This window comes from Streptomyces sp. NPDC055254 (assembly GCF_053606025.1).
Genome location: NZ_JBSGQV010000001.1, coordinates 229,040 through 250,542, shown reverse-complemented (window position 1 = coordinate 250,542; position 21,503 = coordinate 229,040). Strand labels below are relative to the sequence as shown.

At 68.3% G+C, this 21,503-nt stretch carries 11 protein-coding genes and 1 riboswitch; of the genes, 6 read left to right on the top strand and 5 right to left on the bottom strand.

Translation table 11 applies throughout. The features are described from left to right. Positions 1-26 precede the first annotated feature (26 nt). Entirely contained in the window at positions 27-4,853 is a 4,827-nt protein-coding gene (locus ACWFQ8_RS01080; RefSeq protein WP_453784076.1) for an FG-GAP-like repeat-containing protein, read from the bottom strand. A gap of 573 nt (positions 4,854-5,426) precedes the next feature. Here ACWFQ8_RS01080 and ACWFQ8_RS01075 point away from each other — a divergent pair. The 3 genes from ACWFQ8_RS01075 to ACWFQ8_RS01065 all read left to right on the top strand — a co-directional run bounded on the left by ACWFQ8_RS01075 (position 5,427) and on the right by ACWFQ8_RS01065 (position 13,761). Next, positions 5,427-12,407, top strand: coding sequence for a polymorphic toxin-type HINT domain-containing protein (locus ACWFQ8_RS01075; protein ID WP_453784075.1), 6,981 nt, complete (start codon positions 5,427-5,429; stop codon positions 12,405-12,407). Between the two features lie 38 nt (positions 12,408-12,445). Next, positions 12,446-13,033 (top strand): DUF6000 family protein, encoded by a 588-nt coding sequence (locus ACWFQ8_RS01070; protein WP_453784074.1) that lies wholly within the window; start codon positions 12,446-12,448, stop codon positions 13,031-13,033. Between the two features lie 479 nt (positions 13,034-13,512). Then, entirely contained in the window at positions 13,513-13,761 is a 249-nt protein-coding gene (locus ACWFQ8_RS01065) for a hypothetical protein (RefSeq protein WP_453784073.1), read from the top strand. A 127-nt stretch (positions 13,762-13,888) separates the two neighbouring features. On the opposite strand, the gene ACWFQ8_RS01060 is transcribed toward ACWFQ8_RS01065, so the two are convergent. The 4 genes from ACWFQ8_RS01060 to gcvT all read right to left on the bottom strand — a co-directional run bounded on the left by ACWFQ8_RS01060 (position 13,889) and on the right by gcvT (position 18,493). Further along, positions 13,889-15,271 carry an L-serine ammonia-lyase gene (locus ACWFQ8_RS01060; protein WP_453784072.1) on the bottom strand — a complete coding sequence of 461 codons (1,383 nt, stop codon included), beginning with the start codon at positions 15,269-15,271 and terminating at the stop codon, positions 13,889-13,891. Positions 15,272-15,609: 338 nt separating this feature from the next. Then, positions 15,610-16,866 (bottom strand): serine hydroxymethyltransferase, encoded by a 1,257-nt coding sequence (glyA, locus tag ACWFQ8_RS01055; RefSeq protein WP_453784071.1) that lies wholly within the window; start codon positions 16,864-16,866, stop codon positions 15,610-15,612. A gap of 15 nt (positions 16,867-16,881) precedes the next feature. After that, positions 16,882-17,265, bottom strand: coding sequence for a glycine cleavage system protein GcvH (gene gcvH / locus ACWFQ8_RS01050; protein WP_453784070.1), 384 nt, complete (start codon positions 17,263-17,265; stop codon positions 16,882-16,884). 112 nt (positions 17,266-17,377) lie between these two features. Then, complete coding sequence (gene gcvT / locus ACWFQ8_RS01045; RefSeq protein ID WP_453784069.1) at positions 17,378-18,493, bottom strand: glycine cleavage system aminomethyltransferase GcvT; 1,116 nt, start codon at positions 18,491-18,493, stop codon at positions 17,378-17,380. A gap of 187 nt (positions 18,494-18,680) precedes the next feature. Further along, positions 18,681-18,784, bottom strand: a riboswitch (glycine riboswitch). A 205-nt stretch (positions 18,785-18,989) separates the two neighbouring features. Between gcvT and ACWFQ8_RS01040 the strand changes: the two genes are divergently transcribed. The 3 genes from ACWFQ8_RS01040 to ACWFQ8_RS01030 all read left to right on the top strand — a co-directional run bounded on the left by ACWFQ8_RS01040 (position 18,990) and on the right by ACWFQ8_RS01030 (position 21,269). After that, positions 18,990-19,646: an AAA family ATPase gene (locus tag ACWFQ8_RS01040; protein WP_453784068.1), complete on the top strand. Its 657-nt coding sequence runs from the start codon at positions 18,990-18,992 to the stop codon at positions 19,644-19,646. A 45-nt stretch (positions 19,647-19,691) separates the two neighbouring features. Then, the gene (locus tag ACWFQ8_RS01035; RefSeq protein ID WP_453784067.1) at positions 19,692-20,432 is read left to right on the top strand and encodes an enhanced serine sensitivity protein SseB; all 741 of its coding nucleotides are present in this window, start codon (positions 19,692-19,694) and stop codon (positions 20,430-20,432) included. Between the two features lie 96 nt (positions 20,433-20,528). After that, entirely contained in the window at positions 20,529-21,269 is a 741-nt protein-coding gene (locus ACWFQ8_RS01030; RefSeq protein ID WP_453784066.1) for an enhanced serine sensitivity protein SseB C-terminal domain-containing protein, read from the top strand. Positions 21,270-21,503: the final 234 nt, after the last annotated feature.

The following is a 21,503-nucleotide window of genomic DNA, read 5'->3' as shown; positions in this document are numbered from 1 at the left end:
CTCTCTCGCGCCTCAGCGGCCCGTGGCTACCAGATGCCGGGGGCCGCGTACCAGGACGCGCGGACTCCGCCGAAGCCGCCGTCCGGCCGGCCGCCCAGGGTGAAGGCCCTGGTGTCGCCGGCCGCGTAGTTGTACATCATCAGGATGTCGGCACGGCCGTCACCGTCGGCGTCCCCGGAGACCGGGGCGCCACTGCTGGCGGCCCACCAGTGACCCTCACTGGACTTCCAGCTGGCGATCGGGGCGTTGAAGCCGCCGTCCGCCTTGCCGGTGAAGGTGTGCGTACCCGTCGTGCCGTTGCTGTAGTCGTAGACGATCGCGAGGTCGCCCCGGCCGTCGCCGTTGTAGTCGCCTCCGGTCGATTCGATGCGGGCCGCCTGGAAGGCGGTCGCGGTCGCCGACCAGGACTTGAACGGTGCTTCGAAGCCCCCGTCCGCCTTCGCCCTGAAGGTGTGCATCGCCGTCTCGACGGTGCCGTTGAAGTACACGGCGGCGATGTCGGAGCGGCCGTCGCCGTTCGAGTCGACCACGTGGAACTGCGCGGACGCCAGGTACCAGCCGCTCGACGAGCGCCAGCTGTCGATTCCGGCGTTGAAGGTGCCGTCCCCCTTGCTCGTGTAGGTGGTGAGGGCGATGACGCCGCTGCCGTGGTCGTGGACGACCGCCACGTCGGAGCGCTTGTCGCCGTTGAAGTCACCCGTGAGCAGCGTCGCCTTGTTCCAGTCCCACTTGCCCGCCGGGACCTGGATGGCGGCGAGGGACGTGCCGAACGCTCCGTCGGGAGTGCCGCTGAAGGTGAAGACGGCGCTCCTGTCCCCGTAGTTGTAGAGGGCGGCGACGTCGGCGCGCTTGTCACCGTTGAAGTCACCGGCCGCCCACTTGGCGCGCCCGTACTCCCAGTTGCCCTGCCCACTGTTCCAGGCGTCGCGCGGCTCGGAGAGCCCGCCGTCCGGCTTCGCGTCGAACACGTTCAGGCCGACCGTGGAGTTTCCGTAGTCGTACGCCGTGATCAGATCGCTACGGCCGTCGCCGTTGACGTCACCGGCGATATCGGTGCGCAGGTGCGCCGTGCGGTCGGTCGGCTTGTGGGAGGTCGTGGCGTTGCTGTGGCGGTTCCATTTGATGTAGCCGCCCTCGAAGTCGTTGCGACGGTGGAGGGAACCGGCCGCGTAGGACGCCGAGGTGGGGAAGCCGAGCCAGCCGTTCTCCCAGTTCTCCGCGGCGTACTTGCCCCGGATGGCGTGGCTGACCGGCCAGGCCCCCGTGGCCGCGCTGGAGTAGAAGACCGTCGTCACGGCGCTGGAGCCGACGGCCTTGAAGTCCTGCCACTCGCCCTTCTTGGGGCTGGTGGGGTTCTCGGCTCCCGCGGGGAAGCCGTACGTGCTCACCCCGCCGTGCTTGAGGAACGACTCGTAGATCCGGCCCCGGATCGGCTGGCCGCTCGTCGCCCAGCTGAAGTAGAGCGCGCCGGCGGTGCCGTCCTTGCTGAACGAGTGGGCCCAGCCCGAACCACCGGAGACGACCATTTCGTCCGAGGTGGGGTAGCCCATGACCCCGGACTCGCGCTTCATCTCGGTCCACTTCTCGCGGATGCCGCCCTGGACGGACCAGGCGCCGGTGTCGGGGCTCCAGTAGATGGAGCGGTCCTCGCCGCCGGAGGTGTTCTTCATGTGGACGTAGCGGCCCTTGGTGTCCGGTGTGACGACGGGGTCACTGACCGGGTGACCGTAGTTCAGCCCGCCGAGGGCCTTGAACTTGGCGAGGATCGGGCCGCACAGGGTGCGCTTGCCCCCGGTGTGCTGGCCTTCGACGACCTCGCACTCGTTCCACGGGGTGCCTATCTTCACCAGGAGGCGGGGGTCGCCGAAGGCGGAGCCGTTCTGCGGGGTCCGGCCCGGGAACTCGTAGAGCAGGCCGTCCGTGCTGAGGGCGTAGAGATCGGCGAAGCCGTCTCCCTCGAAGTCGCCGTTGCTCAGGGGTGTCGGGTAGGCGCCTACGGGGATGATGCCGAGGGAAGCCGCTCGGACGGCGGCGTCCCCGTAGACGGTGAGGTCGGCGCTGACGGCGCCGTACTGGTCGGTTTGCTTGCGGCTGTTGTACTGATGCACCTTGCCGGTCGTCTTGTCGCGAGCCCAGAGCTCGGAGAGCCCGTCGCCGTTGAGATCGCCGGGGACGGAGACCGTCATGTTCTGCCAGTCGGCGTTGCCGAGGGAGACCGGGTCCTGGAAACTGTCCAGGTTCCGGTCCGCCTTCGAACCGAGGTAGAGCCAGAGGCTGGCCCCGTTGCGGACGAGAAGTTCGGGATAGTCGGCCTCGTCCACGGTGCCGTTGTAGTCGTCGTCATTGACGCTTGCGATGACCAGGACCTGGTCAGCGTTCGACCACTTGCGGTTGTCGGGATTGAGGACACTGAACTCGAACGTGCCCGACTCCTCGCGGAGTCGGCCGGAACCGTCGTTCCTGTGGAGCCAGAGTTCCTTGGTCTGCGGGTCCTGCGCGCCAGGGCGCAGGGTGATCAGGTCTTCGTAGTTGTCGTCGTCCCAAGAGCCGCGGTGGGCGATGGACGCGTTGACGAAGCTGACCTTGCTCGCCGCAACACCGGCGCCGAGGGTGCCGCCGGTCGCGCCGTCGCGCTGCCAGGGATAGGTTCGCAGGACGCCGGTGCCCGGTTCGACGGCCCACAGGTCGACGGTGGCGTCGCCGTTGAGGTCGCCGGGCTTGTCCGGGCCGGGCGTCCGCTCGGGTTGGAAGTGGTACGCGTACTGGTCGGACTGGTTGCCGGCCTTGTCGACGCTGCGGACGTAGAGGTACTGCGGCCCGGCACTGTAGGGCTTGAAGGACACCGGCTCGGACGGACCTCCGGGGTGGGTGGCCTTCACTTCACGGAACGTGCTGTCCTGGTCGGACCACCACACGTACGTGGTGACGTCCCCGACGTTGTTCGCGCCGAAGACGAAGGTGCCGTTCGTGCGTGCGGGCATACTGGGCTTGCCGCTGCCCGTCTCCGGGAACTCCGCGGAACTGACGGAGGGCAGCTCGGCAGGTCGGGACCGGTCGATGGTGAATTTGCACGGGTCGGACAATGGGCTGTCGGAGACCCAGTCGGTGGAGTGGAGCTGCCACCAGTACTCGCCGTCCATCGTGGAGGCGTCGAGGCGGACCGCGGCGATGCTGCCGCTGGTGGCTTCCGCCCGGGCGGAGCTGGTCGCGCCGCTGCCGACCTTGCCCCAGTGGAAGTACGCGCCGAGGTTGTTGTCCTCGGCGTCGTACACACGGGCGTGCAGAGTGACCTCGCTGGTCAGACCGAAGATGCCGCCGGCGCAGGGAACTGAGGGGATGGTGCGCGTCTCGGTCGGCTTCGAGGGGACCGTGTTGTAACGGGTCGAGACGCGAGCCGAGTTGGGGTCGAACTTGCGCCAGGAGGTGTTGACCTGGTTCGAGACCGATCGCAGGCCGAAGGACCAGCTGCCCCAGTTGTTGGCGGCAACCTTGCTCATCGCGGGAAGGACGTCGAACTCGACCACGCCGTCGCTGGCGTTGGGGCAGTTGCGGCCGCCGAAGGACTGGCCGGCACGGTCCACAGAGCCCTTGTTGGCGGGCTGCCGATTCCAGGTGATGTTGTTCGGCAGGTCACGTCCGATGTCGAAGAGCTCGACGTCGCCGGAGTTGCAGGACCAGGAGCCGGCATGCTGCTGTTTGATGCGCATCACGGATTCCAGGATCTGCTTGCCCTGGAGGTTTCCGGTCCCGACCCGGAAGTAGGTATTGGCCCAGACGGTGCCGCCCAGGTCACCGTCGGTCGCCACGCCGACGCGGGCGAACTGGTTGTTCGTGCCGCCGTTCCAGTACACGGTGTCGGCGCTGCCGCCGATCGCCGTGTGCTTGTAGGCGAGGGACCATGCGTTCCTTGCCGCGTCAGGTCCCCACTGGGGGTCGATGATCACGGGGAAGACGGTGTCCGGTGCCTTCAGGAGCGCAGCGTCCGTCTTGAGCGAAAGGGTCTCGCCGCGCAGCTCCACCCCGAGGTCGGCCTGCTTGGACCCCTCGGTCGTGCCGGTCAGTACGTCGGTCAGCGCGCGCGGGGCGGGTTTGGCGGGTGGTGTTTCCGGTGTCGTCGGTGCGGCGAGGCTGCGGGCGGCCGGCACCACGGCCTCGACTCCCGAGGCCTTCGCCTCGGGGGCCTTGGCTTCCGGAGCCTTCACCTCCGGAACGCTCTGGCCCGGTCCTGAGACCTCGGCCAGCTTCGCTGCGCCGGAGTCCCACATGCGCGGCTCGGGCGTCGAGAAGATGGTCTCGCCGGCCGGGTCGACGGCACGCAGGCGCCCGTCGGCTTCGGCTTTGATGCTCAACCCCTTGCCCTTGAGGCCGAAGTTGACCTTCGCGAGGGCCGGGTTCTTCGCCGCCTCGGCCGACTTGACCACGAGGGAGTGGCTGAACGTCTCGGCCGTCGCCTTGATCGCCAGGTCCACGCCGGGCAGTACCTCCGCGTACACGGCTGTGTCGCCGGACAGCGTCGGCGCGGGCAGCTTGCCGGGCCACGTCAGCTGGATCTCACGGCCGTTCTCGCGCATGACGGCGAGCGCGCCGGGGCCGCCGCCGGAGAAGGAGAGGTCCGTGCGAGCCGCTTTGGGCGCGATCCGGCCCTGACCCGTCACCTGGAGGGTGGGGTCGACAGGAACGAACGTGCTGCCCTGCTTCACGCGGACCGGCATGAGTGCCCGGTCGAGGGTGAGGGAGCCATCCGCGTTCGCGTACACCTCGTCCGTCTCCGTGCGCCGGCTGACGACCTCGACGCGCTTACCGGAGGACTTCGCCGACTTTTTCGCCGAATCCGTCTCTTCGGTCTGCCGCACACTGAGAGCGGAACCATCCATTTCGGTTTCTGTTTTTGGATTGGTCGCGGGTGCGGCGAGCGCGGCGGGAGCCGCTCCCAGCAAACCGGCGGCCAGCGCCGTCGATATCACGGCGGAGATTGCTCTCAGTCGACGCCGACCGCCTCCGCGGCGTGACTGTTCTTCTCGTTTCACTTTCTTCCTTCACTCACGCCGCGTCGAAGTCGGTGCGGCTCTACTGGTCGGTACGGCGAGAAAGATACCCGTCCCACCTGCAATGTGTCCGATTAGGGATGTTCGGGCTTTATGTGGCTTCTGCTGCATCGAGGGCGAGTCATTGCCCTCAAGTATCTCGTTAGTTGACGCTCTGGTAGTAATACCCGACGTCAGTTTCGATCCTGTCATGGAGGTAGAGTGAAACTAAGCAGTTCGCTTTTCCGTCAGGGAAAGCGGCATAGACGCATGCTGTGGGAGCGGGTGGCAATCCGACCCGGTCTGACGGCATCTGCCGTCGCCACCGCGCTGCTGATAACCGGGCTCCCGGCGGTAACCGGATCCGCCTCGGCAGCCGAGCTTCCCGGCACCCAGAAGCTCGTGAATGTTCCGGGACAGAAGCTCTCGGGCAGGGCGAAGCCCGAGCCGGCCGACAACTCGGCGGGGAAGCGCACGTGGAAGGGTGCTCCTCCGGTGGAGCTGCCCAAGCCCGGGACCGCCGACGTTACGGTGCCCGCCAAGGGCGGGTCCGCTGTGCCTGCCGCCCCGGGTGTCAAGGCTTCTGCGCTCCTCGCGCCTCCGGCCCCCCCGGTCCCCGCGGGCTCGCTCCCGGTCAAGCTGAAAGCCGTACCGGCGTCGACCGACCCCGCGCCGACCGCGGTGTCGGCCAAGGTCGAGGTGAAGAACCAGGCCACGGCTGCGGCTCTCGGCATCGACGGCGTGGTCATGGCCGTCCAGTCCGCCGAGGCCGTGTCGGCGTCTGTCCCACTCTCGGTCGAGCTGGACTACTCGAAGTTCCGCAACGCCTATGGCGGCAACTGGGGTTCGCGCCTCAACCTAGTCGAGCTCCCCGCGTGTGCGCTGACCTCGCCGACGAAGCCCGAGTGCCAGAAGCGCACCCCGGTCGCGTCCAAGAACAACCCGGCCAACGGCACGGTGACGGCCACCCTGGCTGCGCCCTCGGGTGTCCAGGCCCGGTCGGCGACGTCCGCGCCGACAGTGCTCGCCACCACGGCCGGCGCAGGTGGTAGCGCCGGTAGCTTCACGGCGACCTCACTGAGCGCCACCGGTTCCTGGGAGAGCGGCGGCAACTCCGGCAGCTTCTCCTGGTCCCATCCGATGGAGATCCCCGCCTCTCTTGGTGGTCCCGCACCGTCGATGGGCCTGGCCTACTCGGCTGCCGCCGTGGACGGACGTACCTCGGCCTCGTCGGGCCAATCCTCGTGGGCGGGCGACGGTTGGGACATCCCGGCCTCGTCGAACTTCATCGAGCGGACCTTCGTACCCTGCGCGGACGACAAGAAGGCCGGTTCGGGCTTCAACAACCCCAAGCAGGCGACCGGAGACCTGTGCCACGGGCCCCCGGTGATGACGATGTCGCTGAACGGCTCGTCCACCCCGTTGGTGCTCGACGACGCGGACCCGGCCAAGAAGACCTGGCGTCCCGCCCAGGAGGACGGTTCCAAGGTCGAGCTCCTGGACGGCGCGGTCAACGGTGACACCGGGGGCCAGCACTGGCGGATCACCAGTGTCCACGGAATCCAGTACTACTTCGGGCTGAACCGGATACCCGGCTGGAGCGCGGGCAAGACGGAGACCAACTCCGCCTTCACCGTTCCGGTCTACGGCAACCACGCCGGTGAGGAGTGCCACAAGGCCTCCTACGCCGACTCGGCCTGCGAGCAGGCGTGGCGCTGGAACCTCGACTACGTCGTGGACCCGCGCGGCAACGCCATGACCTATTGGTACGCCAAGGAACGCAACCACTACGGATCCAACGTCCAGGCGGACGGCAAGTCCACGGCCAGGGCGTACGACCGAGGTGGCTGGCTCCAGCACATCGACTACGGCCTGCGTTCCGACAACCTGTTCACGCTCGCCCCTGCGCGCGTCGACTTCGGGGTCGGTGAGCGCTGCATCCCCAACAAGGACTTCGACTGCGCCGAGAACAAGCTCGTCGACGGCGCGAAGTGGGATGTCACCAAGAACTGGCCCGACGTCCCCGCCGACCAGATCTGTGACGTCGGCAGGGAGTGCAAGGACCGCTACACCCCGACCTTCTTCAGCCGCAAGCTGCTGAAGGACGTCACCACCAGTGTCCTCAAGGGCGGCAAGCACGAAGCGGTTGACACCTGGGCCCTGACCCAGGACTTCCGACCCACCGGTGACGGAGGCGTGGCCCTCGAATACCCGATGTGGCTGGCCCAGCTCCAGCACACCGGCAAGAACGGCGACGGCACCGACATCCCGATGCCTCCCGTGGTCTTCTCCGGCGTTCAGTTGGAGAACCGCGTGGACAACAACGAGGACGGCAGCCCGCCGTTCCTGCGCTGGCGCGTGGAGAAGGTCACCACCGAGACCGGGGCGGTCATCGCGGTCAAGTACGCGCCGACCGAGTGCAGCACCAAGGAGCCCAAGAAGCTCCCGTCCTCACCCGAGAACAACACGCTGCGTTGCTATCCGGTGATCAAGGAGGTTCCGGACCCGACCGATCCTGCCGGCGAGAAGAAGCTCTACTTCACCGACTGGTTCCACAAGCACCGTGTGGACCAGGTCCGTGAGGAGAACCCGAACGGCATGTCTCCGACCAAGGAGACGAACTACCAGTACGTCGGTACGCCGGCCTGGGCGTACGACGAGGAGTCGGAGCAACTGTCGGAGAAGGCGCGCACGTGGTCCCAGTACCGCGGATACGAGCGCGTCCGCACCCTGGTAGGTGCCGCCCCTGACCCGCGTTCCCAGGTGGAGGTCCTCTACTTCCGCGGCTTGGACGGTGACAAAGCGCCTTCTCAGCCCGGCGGCAAGCGGTCCGTCAAGGTGAAGGACTCCGAGGGCGGCGAGATCGCCGACCACAAGCTGTTCGCAGGTCAGACACGCGAGACGCTGTACTTCCACGGCGAGGGCGGCGCACTGGAGTCCGCCTCGGTCACCACCCCGATGGTGAAGGGCCCGACCGCCACGCGCAAGCGCTCCGACGGCGCCGCTCCTCTGGAGTCCTGGATCATCGGGACAGAGAAGGTCTCCTCTCGTACCGTCCTGTCCGACAACCGCGGTCAGCGCCGCACCGCTGTCGAGCACACCTATGACGGGCGCGGGCGTGTCACCAAGACCACGGACCGCGGCGACCTCGGCAAGACCACGGACGACGTCTGCGCGCTGTACGAGTACAAGGACGACGCCACCAAGTGGATGTTCGCCCTGCAGAGCCGGGTCGAGACACTGAGCAAGGCCTGCGATGCCACCGACATCGCCCGCCCGGCCGATGTCGTCTCCGACACGCGCGTCGAGTACGACGCCGTCGGCAATGTCGCCAAGGGTGAGAGCCTCGCCTCGTACGACGGCGGCAAGCCCACGTACACGCTGACCGGCAGCAGCACGCACGACGCGTACGGCCGCATCACGAGCGCTACGGACGTCTACGGCGCAGTCACCCGTACCGCGTACACCCCCGCCACCGGCGGGATCGTGACCAAGGTGACCACCACGAACCAGCTCGGCCACACGACGGTCAGCGACGTGGATCCCGGCCGTGGTCTCCCGCTCGTGCAGGAGGACGCGAACAAGCGCCGCGTGACCATGCAGTACGACCCGCTGGGCCGACTCCTCAAGGCGTGGTCCCCGGACCGTGACCCGGGCAGCGTCACTCCTGACGCGGAGTTCTCGTACGACATTCGGCCCGGTTCGGCGGACGCGCCGGTCGTCATCACCAACAAGATCCTGTTGGAGAGCGGCAACTACCGCACGCGGTACGACCTGTACGACGGCTCGTTGCGCCTGCGACAAACACAGCAGCAGGCCCTTGACGGTGGCCGCGTCCTCACCGACACGTTCTACGACAGCCGGGGCCAGGTCCGGATGGAGAACGGCGGCTACTACAACGACCAGCCGCCGTCCGCCCAGATGTGGGTCCCGGTCGAGAGCAAGATTCCGTCCTCGACGGTCACGAAGTACGACGGCATGGGCCGCCCGGTGGCCACCATCGCGCGCAAGAGCGGTGAGGAGACCTGGCGTACGACCACGTCGTACGGCGGCGACTGGATCGCAGTCGACCCGCCGAAGGGCGACACCCCGACCAAGGCGTTTCTCGACGCCCAGGGCCGCAAGACCGAGCTGCAGCAGTTCGCGGGTGACGGTCCCTCCGGGCCGGTCGTGCACTCCATCAAGTACGCGTATACCCCCAAGGGGCAGCTGGACTCGGTTACGGACCAGGGAGGCAACGTCTGGTCGTACACGTACGACATGCGTGGTCGGCTGTCCGAGGCCAAGGACCCCGACAAGGGCCTGACGAAGAACACGTACGACATCGGCGACCGTCTGCAGAGCGTCACCAACGGTCTTGAGAAGACGATCGCCTTCGCCTACGACCAGCTCGGCCGTGCCACCGCGACGCACGAGGGTTCGCTGCAGGGGCGCAAGCTGACGGAACGGACGTACGACACGCTGCCGGGTGCCCTCGGGAAGCCGGTGTCGTCGACCCGGTACGACGAGGAAGGCAATGCGTACACGCAAGCCGTGACCGGCTACGACGCCGAGTACCGGCCTACGGGTAGCAAGGTCGTCATTCCTGCCAAGGAAGGGAAGCTGGCCGGCACCTACACGTACGGCACCACGTACACTGCCAAGCTCGGCATGCCGCAGTCGATGCAGTTCCCGGCCACGGCCGGACTGCCCGCGGACCGGATGATCGTCGGCTACAACGGGCTGGACCAGGCCCACAGTGCGTCGGTCAACGGAAGGCCCTTCCTCACCAGCTCCGAGTTCTCGAAACTGGGAGACCTGGTCAGGACCCAGGTGGGCGACTTCAACAAGCAGATCGTCTCGACCTTCGAGTTCGACGAGCAGACGCGGCGTCCCACTCGCACATACACCACTCAGCAGACCGGGACCACCGGATACACCCAGATCAGCGACGTCACGGCGAAGTATGACGACGCCGGAAACGTACTGAAGATCACCGACAAGCTGGACGGCTCGGTGGCCGCCACGGACACCCAGTGCTTCGCGTACGACCCCCTGCGCCGGATGTCCGACGCCTGGACGGCGACGGACGACTGCGCTCTCCGGCCGGGTTCCTCCGGTCCGGGCTCGGCACCCAAGGTGGGCGGCCCCGACGCGTACTGGCACTCGTACACCTTCGACGCCGTGGGCAACCGCACGTCGGAAATCAAGCACGACCCGGCGGGCGACAAGGCCAAGGACGTCACCCGTACCCACACCTACCCGGCCACCGGGTCGAGCAAGAACCAGCTGCTCAAGGTCGACACCAAGGGGCCCGAGGGAACCCGGACCGAGAGCTACGGCTACGACGCCGCGGGCAACACCACGCAGCGCACCCTCTTCGGTGACACCCAGAAGTTGGACTGGGACATCGAAGGCCACCTGAAGAAGGTCACCTCGGGCGAGGGCACGTCCGCAAAGGACACGGAGTACCTCTACGACGCGAGTGGCAACCGACTGATCCGCCGTGACCCGACCGGCACCACGCTGTACCTGCCGGGTACCGAGGTCCACGTGGCGAAGACCACGGGCGCCGTCAAGGGCACGCGGTACTACAGCGGGCCGAACGGCGCGGGCATGGTCCGCATCGCGGAGGCCGGCAAGATCACCACGTCCTACCAGCTCGCCGACCGCAATGGTTCGGCGACCACCTCGGTGGACGGGGCGACGCAGGCGGTCACCCGCCGGAAGTTCACGCCGTTCGGCGAGGCGCGCGGCCAGAAGCCGTCGATGTGGCCCGGAGACAAGGGCTTCCTGGGCGGCACGCGCGACGAGTCCACGGGCCTGACCCATCTCGGGGCACGAGAGTACGACCCGGCGATCGGCCGGTTCATCTCCGTGGACCCGCTGATGGACACGGCCGAGTCGCAGACGATGAACCCGTACACGTACGCGCTGAACAGCCCGGCCACGTACGCGGACCCGTCCGGTCTGGCCGCAATAATCATCATCGATGACACGGACCCCCGCTGGGAGGAGGCTCAGGAGGTAGAGAAGCGGGTCTCGCCGCCGTTGTGGCGGACTGATGTTCCCGCCCCGTCGAGGCCGAAGCCGACGGTGTCCTCCAAGGACGTCGAACGCGCCACCAAGCTGAAGCAGCAGAGCAAGGCGGACGTCGCCCTCTCCATCGCCAAGGAGGTCTTCAAGGGCATCACCGGGTACGACGACATCGTCGCGTGCATCGGTGGGGACCTCATGACCTGCGGCATGCTGGCGGTGGAACAGGCCTTCGGCATCCTTGGCAAGGCGAAACGCTTCGGCAAGGCCATGGCCCGCGCCGTTCAGATGTTCAATAAATGGAAAGACGACATCGTCTGGGCCACCAAGACGCTTGGTCGAGCGGACGACGACGCCAAGGCCATGGCCAAGTACTCCGAGGACATGGCTGCCTGGGAGAGGAAGGCCGACGCGGACGCTGCAGCGGCCGCGAAGGCCGACGAGGTGGAGGCGCCGGCCGCGGAGAGGACCGACTCCGGCGGAGGCGGCGACGGCGCGGGTGACGGCGCTGGAACGAGTTGCCGCGTGAACAGTTTTGTGCCCGGCACGCAGGTCCTGATGGCGGATGGCACTACCAAGGCCATCGAGGAAGTTGAAGTCGGGGACAAGGTTCTCGCCACTGACCCCGAAACGGGTGAGACGGCAACCAAGGCCGTGTCGGCGACGATCATTGGCGAAGGTTCGAAGGACCTCGTCGAGGTCACTGTCGACACCGACGGCGACGCCGGCTCTGCGACTGCGGAAGTCTCGGCGACGGACGGTCACCCCTTCTGGGTGCCCGAACTCGGCGAATGGGTGGACGCAGCGCACCTGGAGCCGGGCAATTGGCTCCAGACCGGTGCCGGCACCCTCGTTCAGGTATCGATGGTCAAGCGCTGGACACAGCAGGCGACTGTCCACAACCTGACGGTTTCCGACATCCACACGTACTATGTGCTGGCGGGCGCCACGCCGGTCCTGGTCCACAATTGCGGCCCGTCGGTAGACGATGTGTTTGACCGGGCTGCGGAGCTCGGCGACTCCAGTGGCGAATACCTCTACCGGGGAGTCACTAATAATCACTACAAGCTGGCGGAGGCGAGAGCAGGAATTTCGGAGCCCCGCGGCGGCCACAGCGATCCTGTTGCGCACTCGGGTGATAACACGGAAAGTGTTTTCACTTCGTGGTCACCTGACCTAGAGACAGCGCGAGAATTTTCAGAGGAGTTCGGTAGTGCGGGGGCTTTGGTTCTCAGAATTCCGCGCAGTGCAATCGACCCAAGCCGCATGAGAGTTGCCGGGCAACGGGGACTCGAAGAGTTGGAAGTCCTTATTGAGGGTCGCGTCACAGGCTGTCAGGTGAGCTGTGAATGGGGGCCTTTTGGGTGACGGAATCAAAGTAGCCGTGTCCGGGAGAGGAGTTTTGAGTGTCTGAAACCAGTGCGGGTGATCTGTTTGCGCGCTATTGCTTGCCTGGGAACAGGTATAAGAAACTCCTCTCCGCGAGCTTCATGAGGGCTGGTCGTGAGCAGGCCCTTAAGTTCGGTGCGGCCATGAGGGACGACGGTCGGCAGGCTTCGGTGAGCGAGCTGGAGCAGCTCCTGGGGGGCGACTGGCGGGAGGCTCTTACGGCGTGTTGGCTCATCGGGTTTGCGCAGAAATCTGAATTTCGAGACGAGCTGCACAGGCTCATCACGGAAGGAGATGCCAGGCGCACGGGGAAAGGTGTCGCCTTCGCGCTGGCTCGGTTCTGTCAACCCTCTGATGCGTATGCGTTGAAGCAGTATCTGGAGCGCAGTCTGAGCGAGCCGCAAAATCGGGGAAACCAGCCGTGGTGCCTTGGTGCGCTGCTACATATCGAGAGGCGCCTGGGCGCAATGGCTTCGAAAGATCTACTTGCACCCGAAGGGTTGTGGGATCGATGGTCGGCGGCGGGCTTCCTTGAGGCTGATGATCCTTCTCATTGGGAGAGGGAAGTAGCTGACTGGATCGAGCTTGCCGAGAGCCTGGATTGATCACTAACAGGCTATATCTCCATTCTTTCCTCAAGGTTTCCTTCGCGGGAAACTGTTCGCGATAGCGAAATTGAAGCCCCGCCGGGTGCGTCCTGGCGGGGCTTCTGCGTGGGGGACGGCAGTAGATGACGGCAACGTCAGTGGACGATGGTGCAGGGCGGCGGTTCGTCGCTATCACCGTTGGCCTGGGTGATCGCCGGGCTGCCGAGCGCGGTGCGGAACCCCCGGGGGCCGCCAAGGCCAAGCGCAAGCGTCACGGTGTGAGCCTTGGCGGCCCCCGGGGAACCCTGGTACGGCGAAGCTGCCCGACCGACGAGGGACCCCTCCCACTCAGGCGCCAGGTCTGCCGGTGGCTCCGGCCCAGGGAAGCTGGCCACGAGAAGCGGCTTTGGCGTGCTGCAATCACTTCAGCCTATCGGCGAGCCCGGGAATTATTCCAAGGTTGAGCCAATCTTCACGAGATCGTAAGGGGCGTAACGATGTCTCTGGATGACTGGGTTGCGGAGGCATGCCGAATGCAGCGAGAGGGAGCGTCGATTATCGAGATAGCCGGCTCCCTTCGAGTGTTCGGAGAGAACGGCGGTAGGAAAATCAACGCAGCATCCGCTCTCGGTAAAGAGTATGGCTGGTCGGTAAAGCAGAAGCTCGAATTGTTGAGTTGGACCGAAGGTGGTGTCACGGACGAAGAGCTGATTGCCTTTGTTCCGTCCTGGTTTCCCGGTAAGTGATCCAATCTCAAATGATTCCGTCGCGGGGGACCGTAGCGATCCGTCCCTGACTGACTCGTAACCGGGGGTGACGAAAGCCCCGCCGGATCGTCCGGCGGGGCGTTCGTGCGTGCGGTTCAGGTGACGGTCAGCATTCGATGACGTTGACCGCCAGGCCGCCGCGGGCCGTTTCCTTGTACTTGACCTTCATGTCCGCGCCCGTCTCCTTCATGGTCTTGATGACCTTGTCGAGGGAGACCTTGTGGGTGCCGTCCCCGCGCATCGCCATCTTGGCCGCCGTGACGGCCTTGACCGCCGCCATGCCGTTGCGCTCGATGCACGGGATCTGGACCAGGCCGCCGACCGGGTCGCAGGTCAGGCCCAGGTTGTGCTCCATGCCGATCTCGGCCGCGTTCTCGACCTGCTCCGGGGTGCCGCCCAGGACCTCGGCCAGGGCGCCCGCCGCCATCGAGCAGGCCGAGCCGACCTCGCCCTGGCAGCCGACCTCGGCGCCGGAGATGGAGGCGTTCTCCTTGAACAGCATGCCGATCGCGCCCGCCGCCAGGAGGAAGCGGACCACGCCGTCCTCGTCCGCGCCCGGTACGAAGTTCATGTAGTAGTGCAGCACGGCGGGCAGCACGCCCGCCGCTCCGTTGGTGGGGGCGGTGACGACCCGGCCACCCGCGGCGTTCTCCTCGTTGACGGCCATCGCGTAGATCGTCGCCCACTCGCTGCGGTGCAACATCGGGTCGCCCTCGGTGCGCAGCTGGCGCGCCGTGGAGGCGGCCCGGCGCTTGACCCGCAGGCCGCCGGGGAGGATGCCCTCGCGGGACATGCCGCGCGCGACGCAGGACTGCATGACGCGCCAGATCTCCAGGAGGCCCTCGCGGATCTCGTCCTCCGTGCGCCAGGCCTTCTCGTTCTCCAGCATCAGGGAGGAGATCGACAGGCCGGTCTCGTTCGCCAGGCGCAGCATCTCGTCGCCGGAGCGGAAGGGGTACTTCAGCACGGTGTCGTCGAGCTTGATCCGGTCCTCGCCGACCGCGTCCTCGTCCACGACGAAGCCGCCGCCTACCGAGTAGTAGGTCTTCTCCAGCAGCGGGGCGCCGGAGTCGTCGTACGCGAAGAGGGTCATGCCGTTCGCGTGGTACGGCAGCGAGCGCCGGCGGTGCAGGATCAGCTGGTTCGGCTCGTCGAAGGCGATCTCGTGGCCGCCGCCTATCTCCGCGCCCAGCAGCCGCAGCCGCCCGCTCTTGCGGATGCGCTCCACCTCGTCGTCCGCGGTCTCCACGTTCACAGTGCGCGGGGAGTGGCCCTCCAGGCCCAGCAGGACCGCCTTGGGGGTGCCGTGGCCGTGGCCGGTGGCGCCGAGCGAGCCGAAGAGTTCCGCCCGCACGGAGGCGGTCTGGGCGAGGACACCGTCCTTCTTCAGCCGCGTCACGAACATGCGTGCCGCACGCATCGGGCCGACCGTGTGGGAGGAGGACGGGCCGATGCCGATGGAGAAGAGGTCGAAGACGGAGATGGCCACTGGCGGACTCCCTTGTCTGCTCGTGGGGTGGGAGGGGGCAGGACAGGTGGATTGTTCGGATTTTGTCCGACAGACGAGCTTAACGCGGTGAGGTGAACGGCTCGTCCGCCGGACGGGGTGGCGGGGGTGACGCGGACGGGTCGGGCGTGTGCGGGACGCGCCGGGCCCGCTGCGCCCGTCCGGCCCGCCGGAGTCTCCTCGCACCCGATCCGGCGGCCGGACACGCACCCGCCCGGGGCCGCGAGCCGGCGGCCGGACACGCACCCGCCCGGGGCCACGGGCATGAGAAGGGCCCGGTCCTGTGCGCAAGCAAGGCCGGGCCCCTCTCGGACCGCCGACTAGAGCGACGGGTACAGCGGGAACTTCGCGGCGAGCGCGGAGACGCGCGCCTTCAGGTCGGCGCTGTCGTACGCGGGCTTCAGCGCGGCCGCGATGATCTCGGCGACCTCGGTGAACTCCTCGGCGCCGAAGCCGCGCGTGGCCAGGGCCGGCGTACCGATCCGCAGGCCCGAGGTGACCATCGGCGGCCGCGGGTCGTTCGGGATGGCGTTCCGGTTGACCGTGATGCCGATCTCGTGGAGCCGGTCCTCGGCCTGCTGGCCGTCGAGCTCGGAGTTGCGCAGGTCGACCAGGACCAGGTGCACGTCGGTGCCGCCGGACAGGACGGAGACGCCCACCTCGGTGACGTCCGGCTGGACCAGGCGCTCGGCGATGAGCTTGGCGCCCTCCAGGGTGCGCACCTGGCGCTCCTTGAACTCCTCCGAGGCCGCGACCTTGAAGGAGACGGCCTTGGCCGCGATCACGTGCTCCAGCGGGCCGCCCTGCTGACCGGGGAAGACCGCGGAGTTGATCTTCTTGGCCAGCTCCTGCGTCGACAGGATGACGCCGCCGCGCGGACCGCCGAGGGTCTTGTGCGTGGTGGTCGTGACGACGTGGGCGTGCGGCACCGGGTTCGGGTGCAGACCCGCGGCGACCAGGCCGGCGAAGTGCGCCATGTCGACCATCAGGTACGCGCCGACCTCGTCCGCGATCCGGCGGAAGGCGGCGAAGTCCAGCTGGCGCGGGTAGGCGGACCAGCCCGCGACGATCAGCTGCGGCTTGGACTCCTTGGCGAGGCGCTCGACCTCGGCCATGTCGACCTGTCCGGTCTCGTCGACGTGGTACGGGACCACGTTGTAGAGCTTGCCGGAGAAGTTGATCTTCATGCCGTGGGTCAGGTGACCACCGTGGGCCAGGTTCAGGCCCATGATCGTGTCGCCCGGCTTCAGCAGCGCGAACATCGCGGCGGCGTTGGCCTGCGCACCCGAGTGCGGCTGCACGTTCGCCGCCTCGGCGCCGAACAGCGCCTTGATGCGGTCGATCGCGATCTGCTCGACGACGTCGACGTGCTCGCAGCCGCCGTAGTAACGGCGGCCCGGGTAGCCCTCGGCGTACTTGTTGGTCAGGACGGAGCCCTGGGCCTCCATGACGGCGACCGGAGCGAAGTTCTCCGAGGCGATCATTTCCAGGGTCGACTGCTGGCGCACGAGTTCGGCGTCGACGGCGGCGGCGACGTCCGGGTCGAGCTCGTGGAGAGGGGTGTTCAGCACAGACATCAAGATCCCCTGAGGTCAGTTGTCGGAGTGGGTGAGCGCGGCGTACTCCTCGGCGGAGAGCAGGTCGGCCGGCTCCTCCGAGACGCGCACCTTGAACAGCCAGCCACCCTCGAACGGGGCCGTGTTCACGAGCGCCGGGTCGTCCACGACGTCCTGGTTGAACTCGACGACCTCGCCGGAGACGGGGGAGTACAGGTCGCTGACCGACTTGGTCGACTCCAGCTCGCCGCAGGACTCGCCCGCGGTCACCGTGTCGCCGACCGCGGGAAGCTGGGCGTAGACGACGTCACCGAGCGCGTTGGCCGCGAACTCGGTGATGCCGATCGTCGAGACGCCGCCCTCGGCGTCCGACAGCCACTCGTGCTCCTTGCTGTAACGCAGCTGCTGGGGGTTGCTCATGGCCTGATTCTCCTGGATGCGGGGGAGTGGATGCGAACAGCGGTCTTGGGTACTGAGACGGAGCCGTACGGGTTCCCGTACGGCCGCGCGTGCGGTGAAGGCGTGTGCGGAACTACTTCTGCCGCTTGTAGAACGGCAGGGCAACGACCTCGTACGCCTCATGCGTACCGCGAATGTCGACGCCGACGCCGGAGGTTCCGGGCGCGGCGTGCGCCGCGTCCACGTACGCCATCGCGATCGGCTTGCCCAGCGTCGGGGACGGGGCGCCGGAGGTGACCTCGCCGATGACCCGGCCGTCCGCGACGACCGGGAAACCGGCGCGCGGGACACGGCGGCCCTCGGCGATCAGACCGACCAGCTTGCGCGGCGCCTTGGTGGCGGCCCGCTCGGCGGCGGCCTCCAGCGCGGCGCGGCCGACGAAGTCCCCCTCCTTCTCGAACTTCACGACCCGGCCCAGCCCCGCGTCGAAGGGGGTGAGCTCCGTGCTCAGCTCGTGCCCGTACAGCGGCATGCCCGCCTCCAGGCGCAGCGTGTCGCGGCAGGACAGGCCGGCCGGCACCAGGCCGACGCCCTCCCCCGCCTTGGTCAGGGCCTGCCACAGCTCCACGGCGTGCTCGGGGGCGACGAACAGCTCGAAGCCGTCCTCGCCGGTGTAGCCGGTACGCGCGATCAGCGCGGGCACCCCGGCCACCGTGCCCGGCAGGCCGGCGTAGTACTTGAGGCCGTCCAGGTCGGCGTCGGTGAGCGAGGCGAGGATGCCGGGGGACTCCGGTCCCTGCACCGCGAGCAGCGCGTACGCGTCGCGGTCGTCGCGGACCTCGGTGTCGAAGCCGGCGGCGCGCTCGGTCAGGGCGTCGAGGACGACCTGGGCGTTGGAGGCGTTGGCGACGACCATGTACTCCGTCTCGCCCAGCCGGTAGACGATCAGGTCGTCGACGATGCCGCCGTCGGCCCGGCAGATGTGCGTGTAGCGGGCGCGGCCGACGCCGACCGTGGAGATGTTCCCGACCAGCGCGTAGTCCAGGGCCTTCACGGCCTCCGGGCCGGTCAGCGTGATCTCGCCCATGTGGGAGAGGTCGAAGAGACCGGCCTTCGTGCGGACGGCGTTGTGCTCGTCGCGCTCGCTGCCGTACCGCAGCGGCATGTCCCAGCCCGCGAAGTCGGTCATGGTCGCACCGAGGGAGCGGTGCAGCGCATCGAGGGCGGTCAGACGGGGGGCAGTGCTCATGGGTGTGGCTCCCGGGTCCCAGGGCATCGACATGACATGACGAGGACGTTCCTCCCCATCTGTCATCGGAACCTGAGAGGTTCGCCGCGAGCTCCGTCGATCGTTCGGGACGGGATTCGCGACTTGCACCTTGGGTGGAGCACGCGCCTCACGGAGAGTGGGGACACGGCTCGCTTTTCAGATCTGCCTCATCCACGCGGTACGGGGCCTGAGAGATTCAAGGGAGGTTCTTGCTCCTTCGGCGCCCGCGCACGGCCTTGCGGCGTGCCGGGACTCTCCCGCGCGGATTCAAGCGGCCGGTATGCAGTTGGTCCAGATGGCGCACATCATTGCACGCCACCGCGGTGATCGGGCGTACGGGTCCGAAAGACGGCGCGGACCCGCGGCGGGCCGGACCGGAACCGGCCATGCGAGATGACCGTCTCTTTACACTCAGTGGGCAAGGGTCCTGGCGACCCGATTCGGGGGAGGCGACACTGTGCGGAGATTCGGAGTGGTGACGACGACGGGAACCGTGGACGCGGTGCCCGCGCGGCGCGGCCCGCGCGCGTGCGGGGGAGCGGCCGGGGCGGGCGCGGCAACCGTGCGCGACCTGCGCGGACCGGAGGTGCGCGGCCCGCACCGGCTCCGCTTCGCCGCGGGCGACATCGTGGTGGTCTCCGGCCTGCCCGGCGGCGGGAAGAGCACGCTGATCGAGCGGGCGGCCGCCGCGGACGGCGCCGTCGACTCGCAGAACACCCGCGAGCGCTGGGAGCACCGGATGCCCTCGGCGCTGCCCTACGCGGTGTACCGGCCGCTCGTCCGCGTCGCGCACTACCGGGGGCTGTGGCGGCTGCTGCGCTCGGGCGCCTCCCTCGTCGTCCACGACTGCGGTACGCAGAGCTGGGTACGGGGCCTGCTCGCGGCCGCCGTGCGCCGCCGGGGCAGCGCACTGCACCTGCTGCTCCTGGACACCAGCCCCGAGGAGGCCCTCGCCGGGCAGCGGGCGCGGGGCCGGAGCGTGTCGGCGTACGCCTTCGCCCGGCACCGCGCGGCGGTGGGCCGGCTGCTGCGCGAGGCCGAGGCCGGCCGGCCGCCGGCGGGCTGCGCCTCGGTGGTGCTCCTGGACCGTGCCTCGGCGGCCGCCGTGACCGGCATCGACTTCCCCGCGTAACCTTCGGCACGACGACGGGGCGGGACCACACGGAGGCAGGGGAACATGCAGGGCAGCGGCTGGCCGGGCAACGAGCTGGAGCGGGTGCTGGGGGCGGCGCTCGGGCAGAGGGACGCGGGTGCGCGGATCCTGGAGGTGCTCGGGCGCAGCGAGGTGTGGGTGCCGCTGCCCGCCGGGGGCGGCCCCGAGCCGGGCCCGAGCGGCCTCACCCTGCCCACGATGGACATCGGCGGGACGGCGTACGTCCCGGTCTACAGCTCCGAGGCCCAGTTCCTCGCCTGCGTCGGACCCGGCATGGACTTCGCCGTGGCCCCCGCCGCCGAGTTCGCGCGCGGCCTGCCCCCGCAGCTGGGCATCGCGGTGAACCCGGAGGGCGCGGTCGGCGTGCCGCTGCCCCCGCCCGCCGTGGCGGAGCTGTGCCGTACCGGCCGGACGCCGCTCGACGGTCCGGCCGGCGGCGGCCGGGTGCGGCTGTACGAGCCCGACTGGCAGGAGGACCCGGTCGACTTCCTGGCCGCCGCCGCCGAGGAGTTCCGGGCCACTGGAACGGTCGCCGCCGCGCACCGCTGCCTGGCCAGCGTCGAGGGCGGGGCCCCGGAACTGTTCATCGGTGTCCGACTGGTGGGATGGGAGGCCGAGTCGGCGAACGCGCCGATGGAGGCGCTCGGCCGGGCCCTGGCGCGCGTACCGGCGCCCTGGCCCGTGCAGTTGATCCTCCTGGACGCGGTGCAGGACCCGGTCACGGACTGGATTCGTGAGCGCGTACGCCCCTTCTACCTGCCGTAGGGCCGCATAAGCTGGTTACATCTCCCGGTCGTGCGTGTGACCGCGCCGGAACGGGAGGAACGCGTGGAGCGACGGGCGGACGAAGAGGGGTACCGGGTGAGTGCGTCAGGCACGGCCGCGGCCGGGCAGGTCGAGCACATGCTGCGCCAGGTGACTCCGGGGCGCTACGAGAGCTACGAGTCGCTCCTGGGCGCCCTCGCCGAGGGCCGGCTGTGGATGCTGCTCTGGCAGGGGCAGCCGGGATCGCCGGACGCCCAGTACGGCGGCATGGAGGTCGAGGGCCTCGGGTACGCGCCCTGCGTGACCTCCCCGCAGGAACTGGCCGCCAGCGGCTGGAACCGGGGCTACGAGGTGGTCACGGGCCGGGACATCGCCCGCGCCCTCTACCCGGACCGCTGGGGCCTGTGGCTGAACCCGCACGTCCAGGGCGGCGGTCTCGGCATCCCCTGGGCGGACCTGCGACGGATCGCGACCGGCCTCGACCGGATGCCGGCCGGCCCGCTGCGGCTGACCGAGCCCGCCATCGAGCTCCCGCAGTTCTACGGGCTGCTGACGCAACACGCGCACCGCACCCCGGCCGTCCGGTCGCTGCGCCGCGCGTGGGTGCAGCCGGCGCTGGGGTCGCCGTACCTCGCCGTCGGGCTCGACCTGTACGACGCCTCCGCGTCCGCGCTGGAATCCGTACGGGAGATGATGCGCCAGTCCGTCGGAGTCGTGCCCGAGGGCGTACCCGTGTGCACGGTCGCCCTGGCGGACGAGCACGACCCCGTGGCCATGTGGCTGCGCGCGCAGACCCGGCCGTTCTACGACCGCGAGGGCCAGGCGCCGTCGTACTGAGCACGTCCGCATATCAAGACATCCGTCTCGAAGGCCGCACCGGACCCACCGGTGCGGCCTTCGCCATATCCGCCGAATACACCCAAGAAGCATGCGCGAAAGGGCAGTTGGCCCTGATGTCCGGTTCGGTACCGAACGGGCGGTCTTTCACCGCTGAACAGGGCGCGCGGTTCGGATAACGGAAGGTGTAGACGCAGATCACGGTTGCGCATCACATCCCCGGCAGGTCTGGCG

Bases quoted from the DNA above. Each gene is read 5' to 3' on its own strand.
- glyA (WP_453784071.1), bottom strand. From the start codon at position 16,866: ATGTCTGTGCTGAACACCCCTCTCCACGAGCTCGACCCGGACGTCGCC.
- gcvH (WP_453784070.1), bottom strand. From the start codon at position 17,265: ATGAGCAACCCCCAGCAGCTGCGTTACAGCAAGGAGCACGAGTGGCTG.
- gcvT (WP_453784069.1), bottom strand. From the start codon at position 18,493: ATGAGCACTGCCCCCCGTCTGACCGCCCTCGATGCGCTGCACCGCTCC.
- ACWFQ8_RS01035 (WP_453784067.1), top strand. From the start codon at position 19,692: ATGCAGGGCAGCGGCTGGCCGGGCAACGAGCTGGAGCGGGTGCTGGGG.
- ACWFQ8_RS01065 (WP_453784073.1), top strand. From the start codon at position 13,513: ATGTCTCTGGATGACTGGGTTGCGGAGGCATGCCGAATGCAGCGAGAG.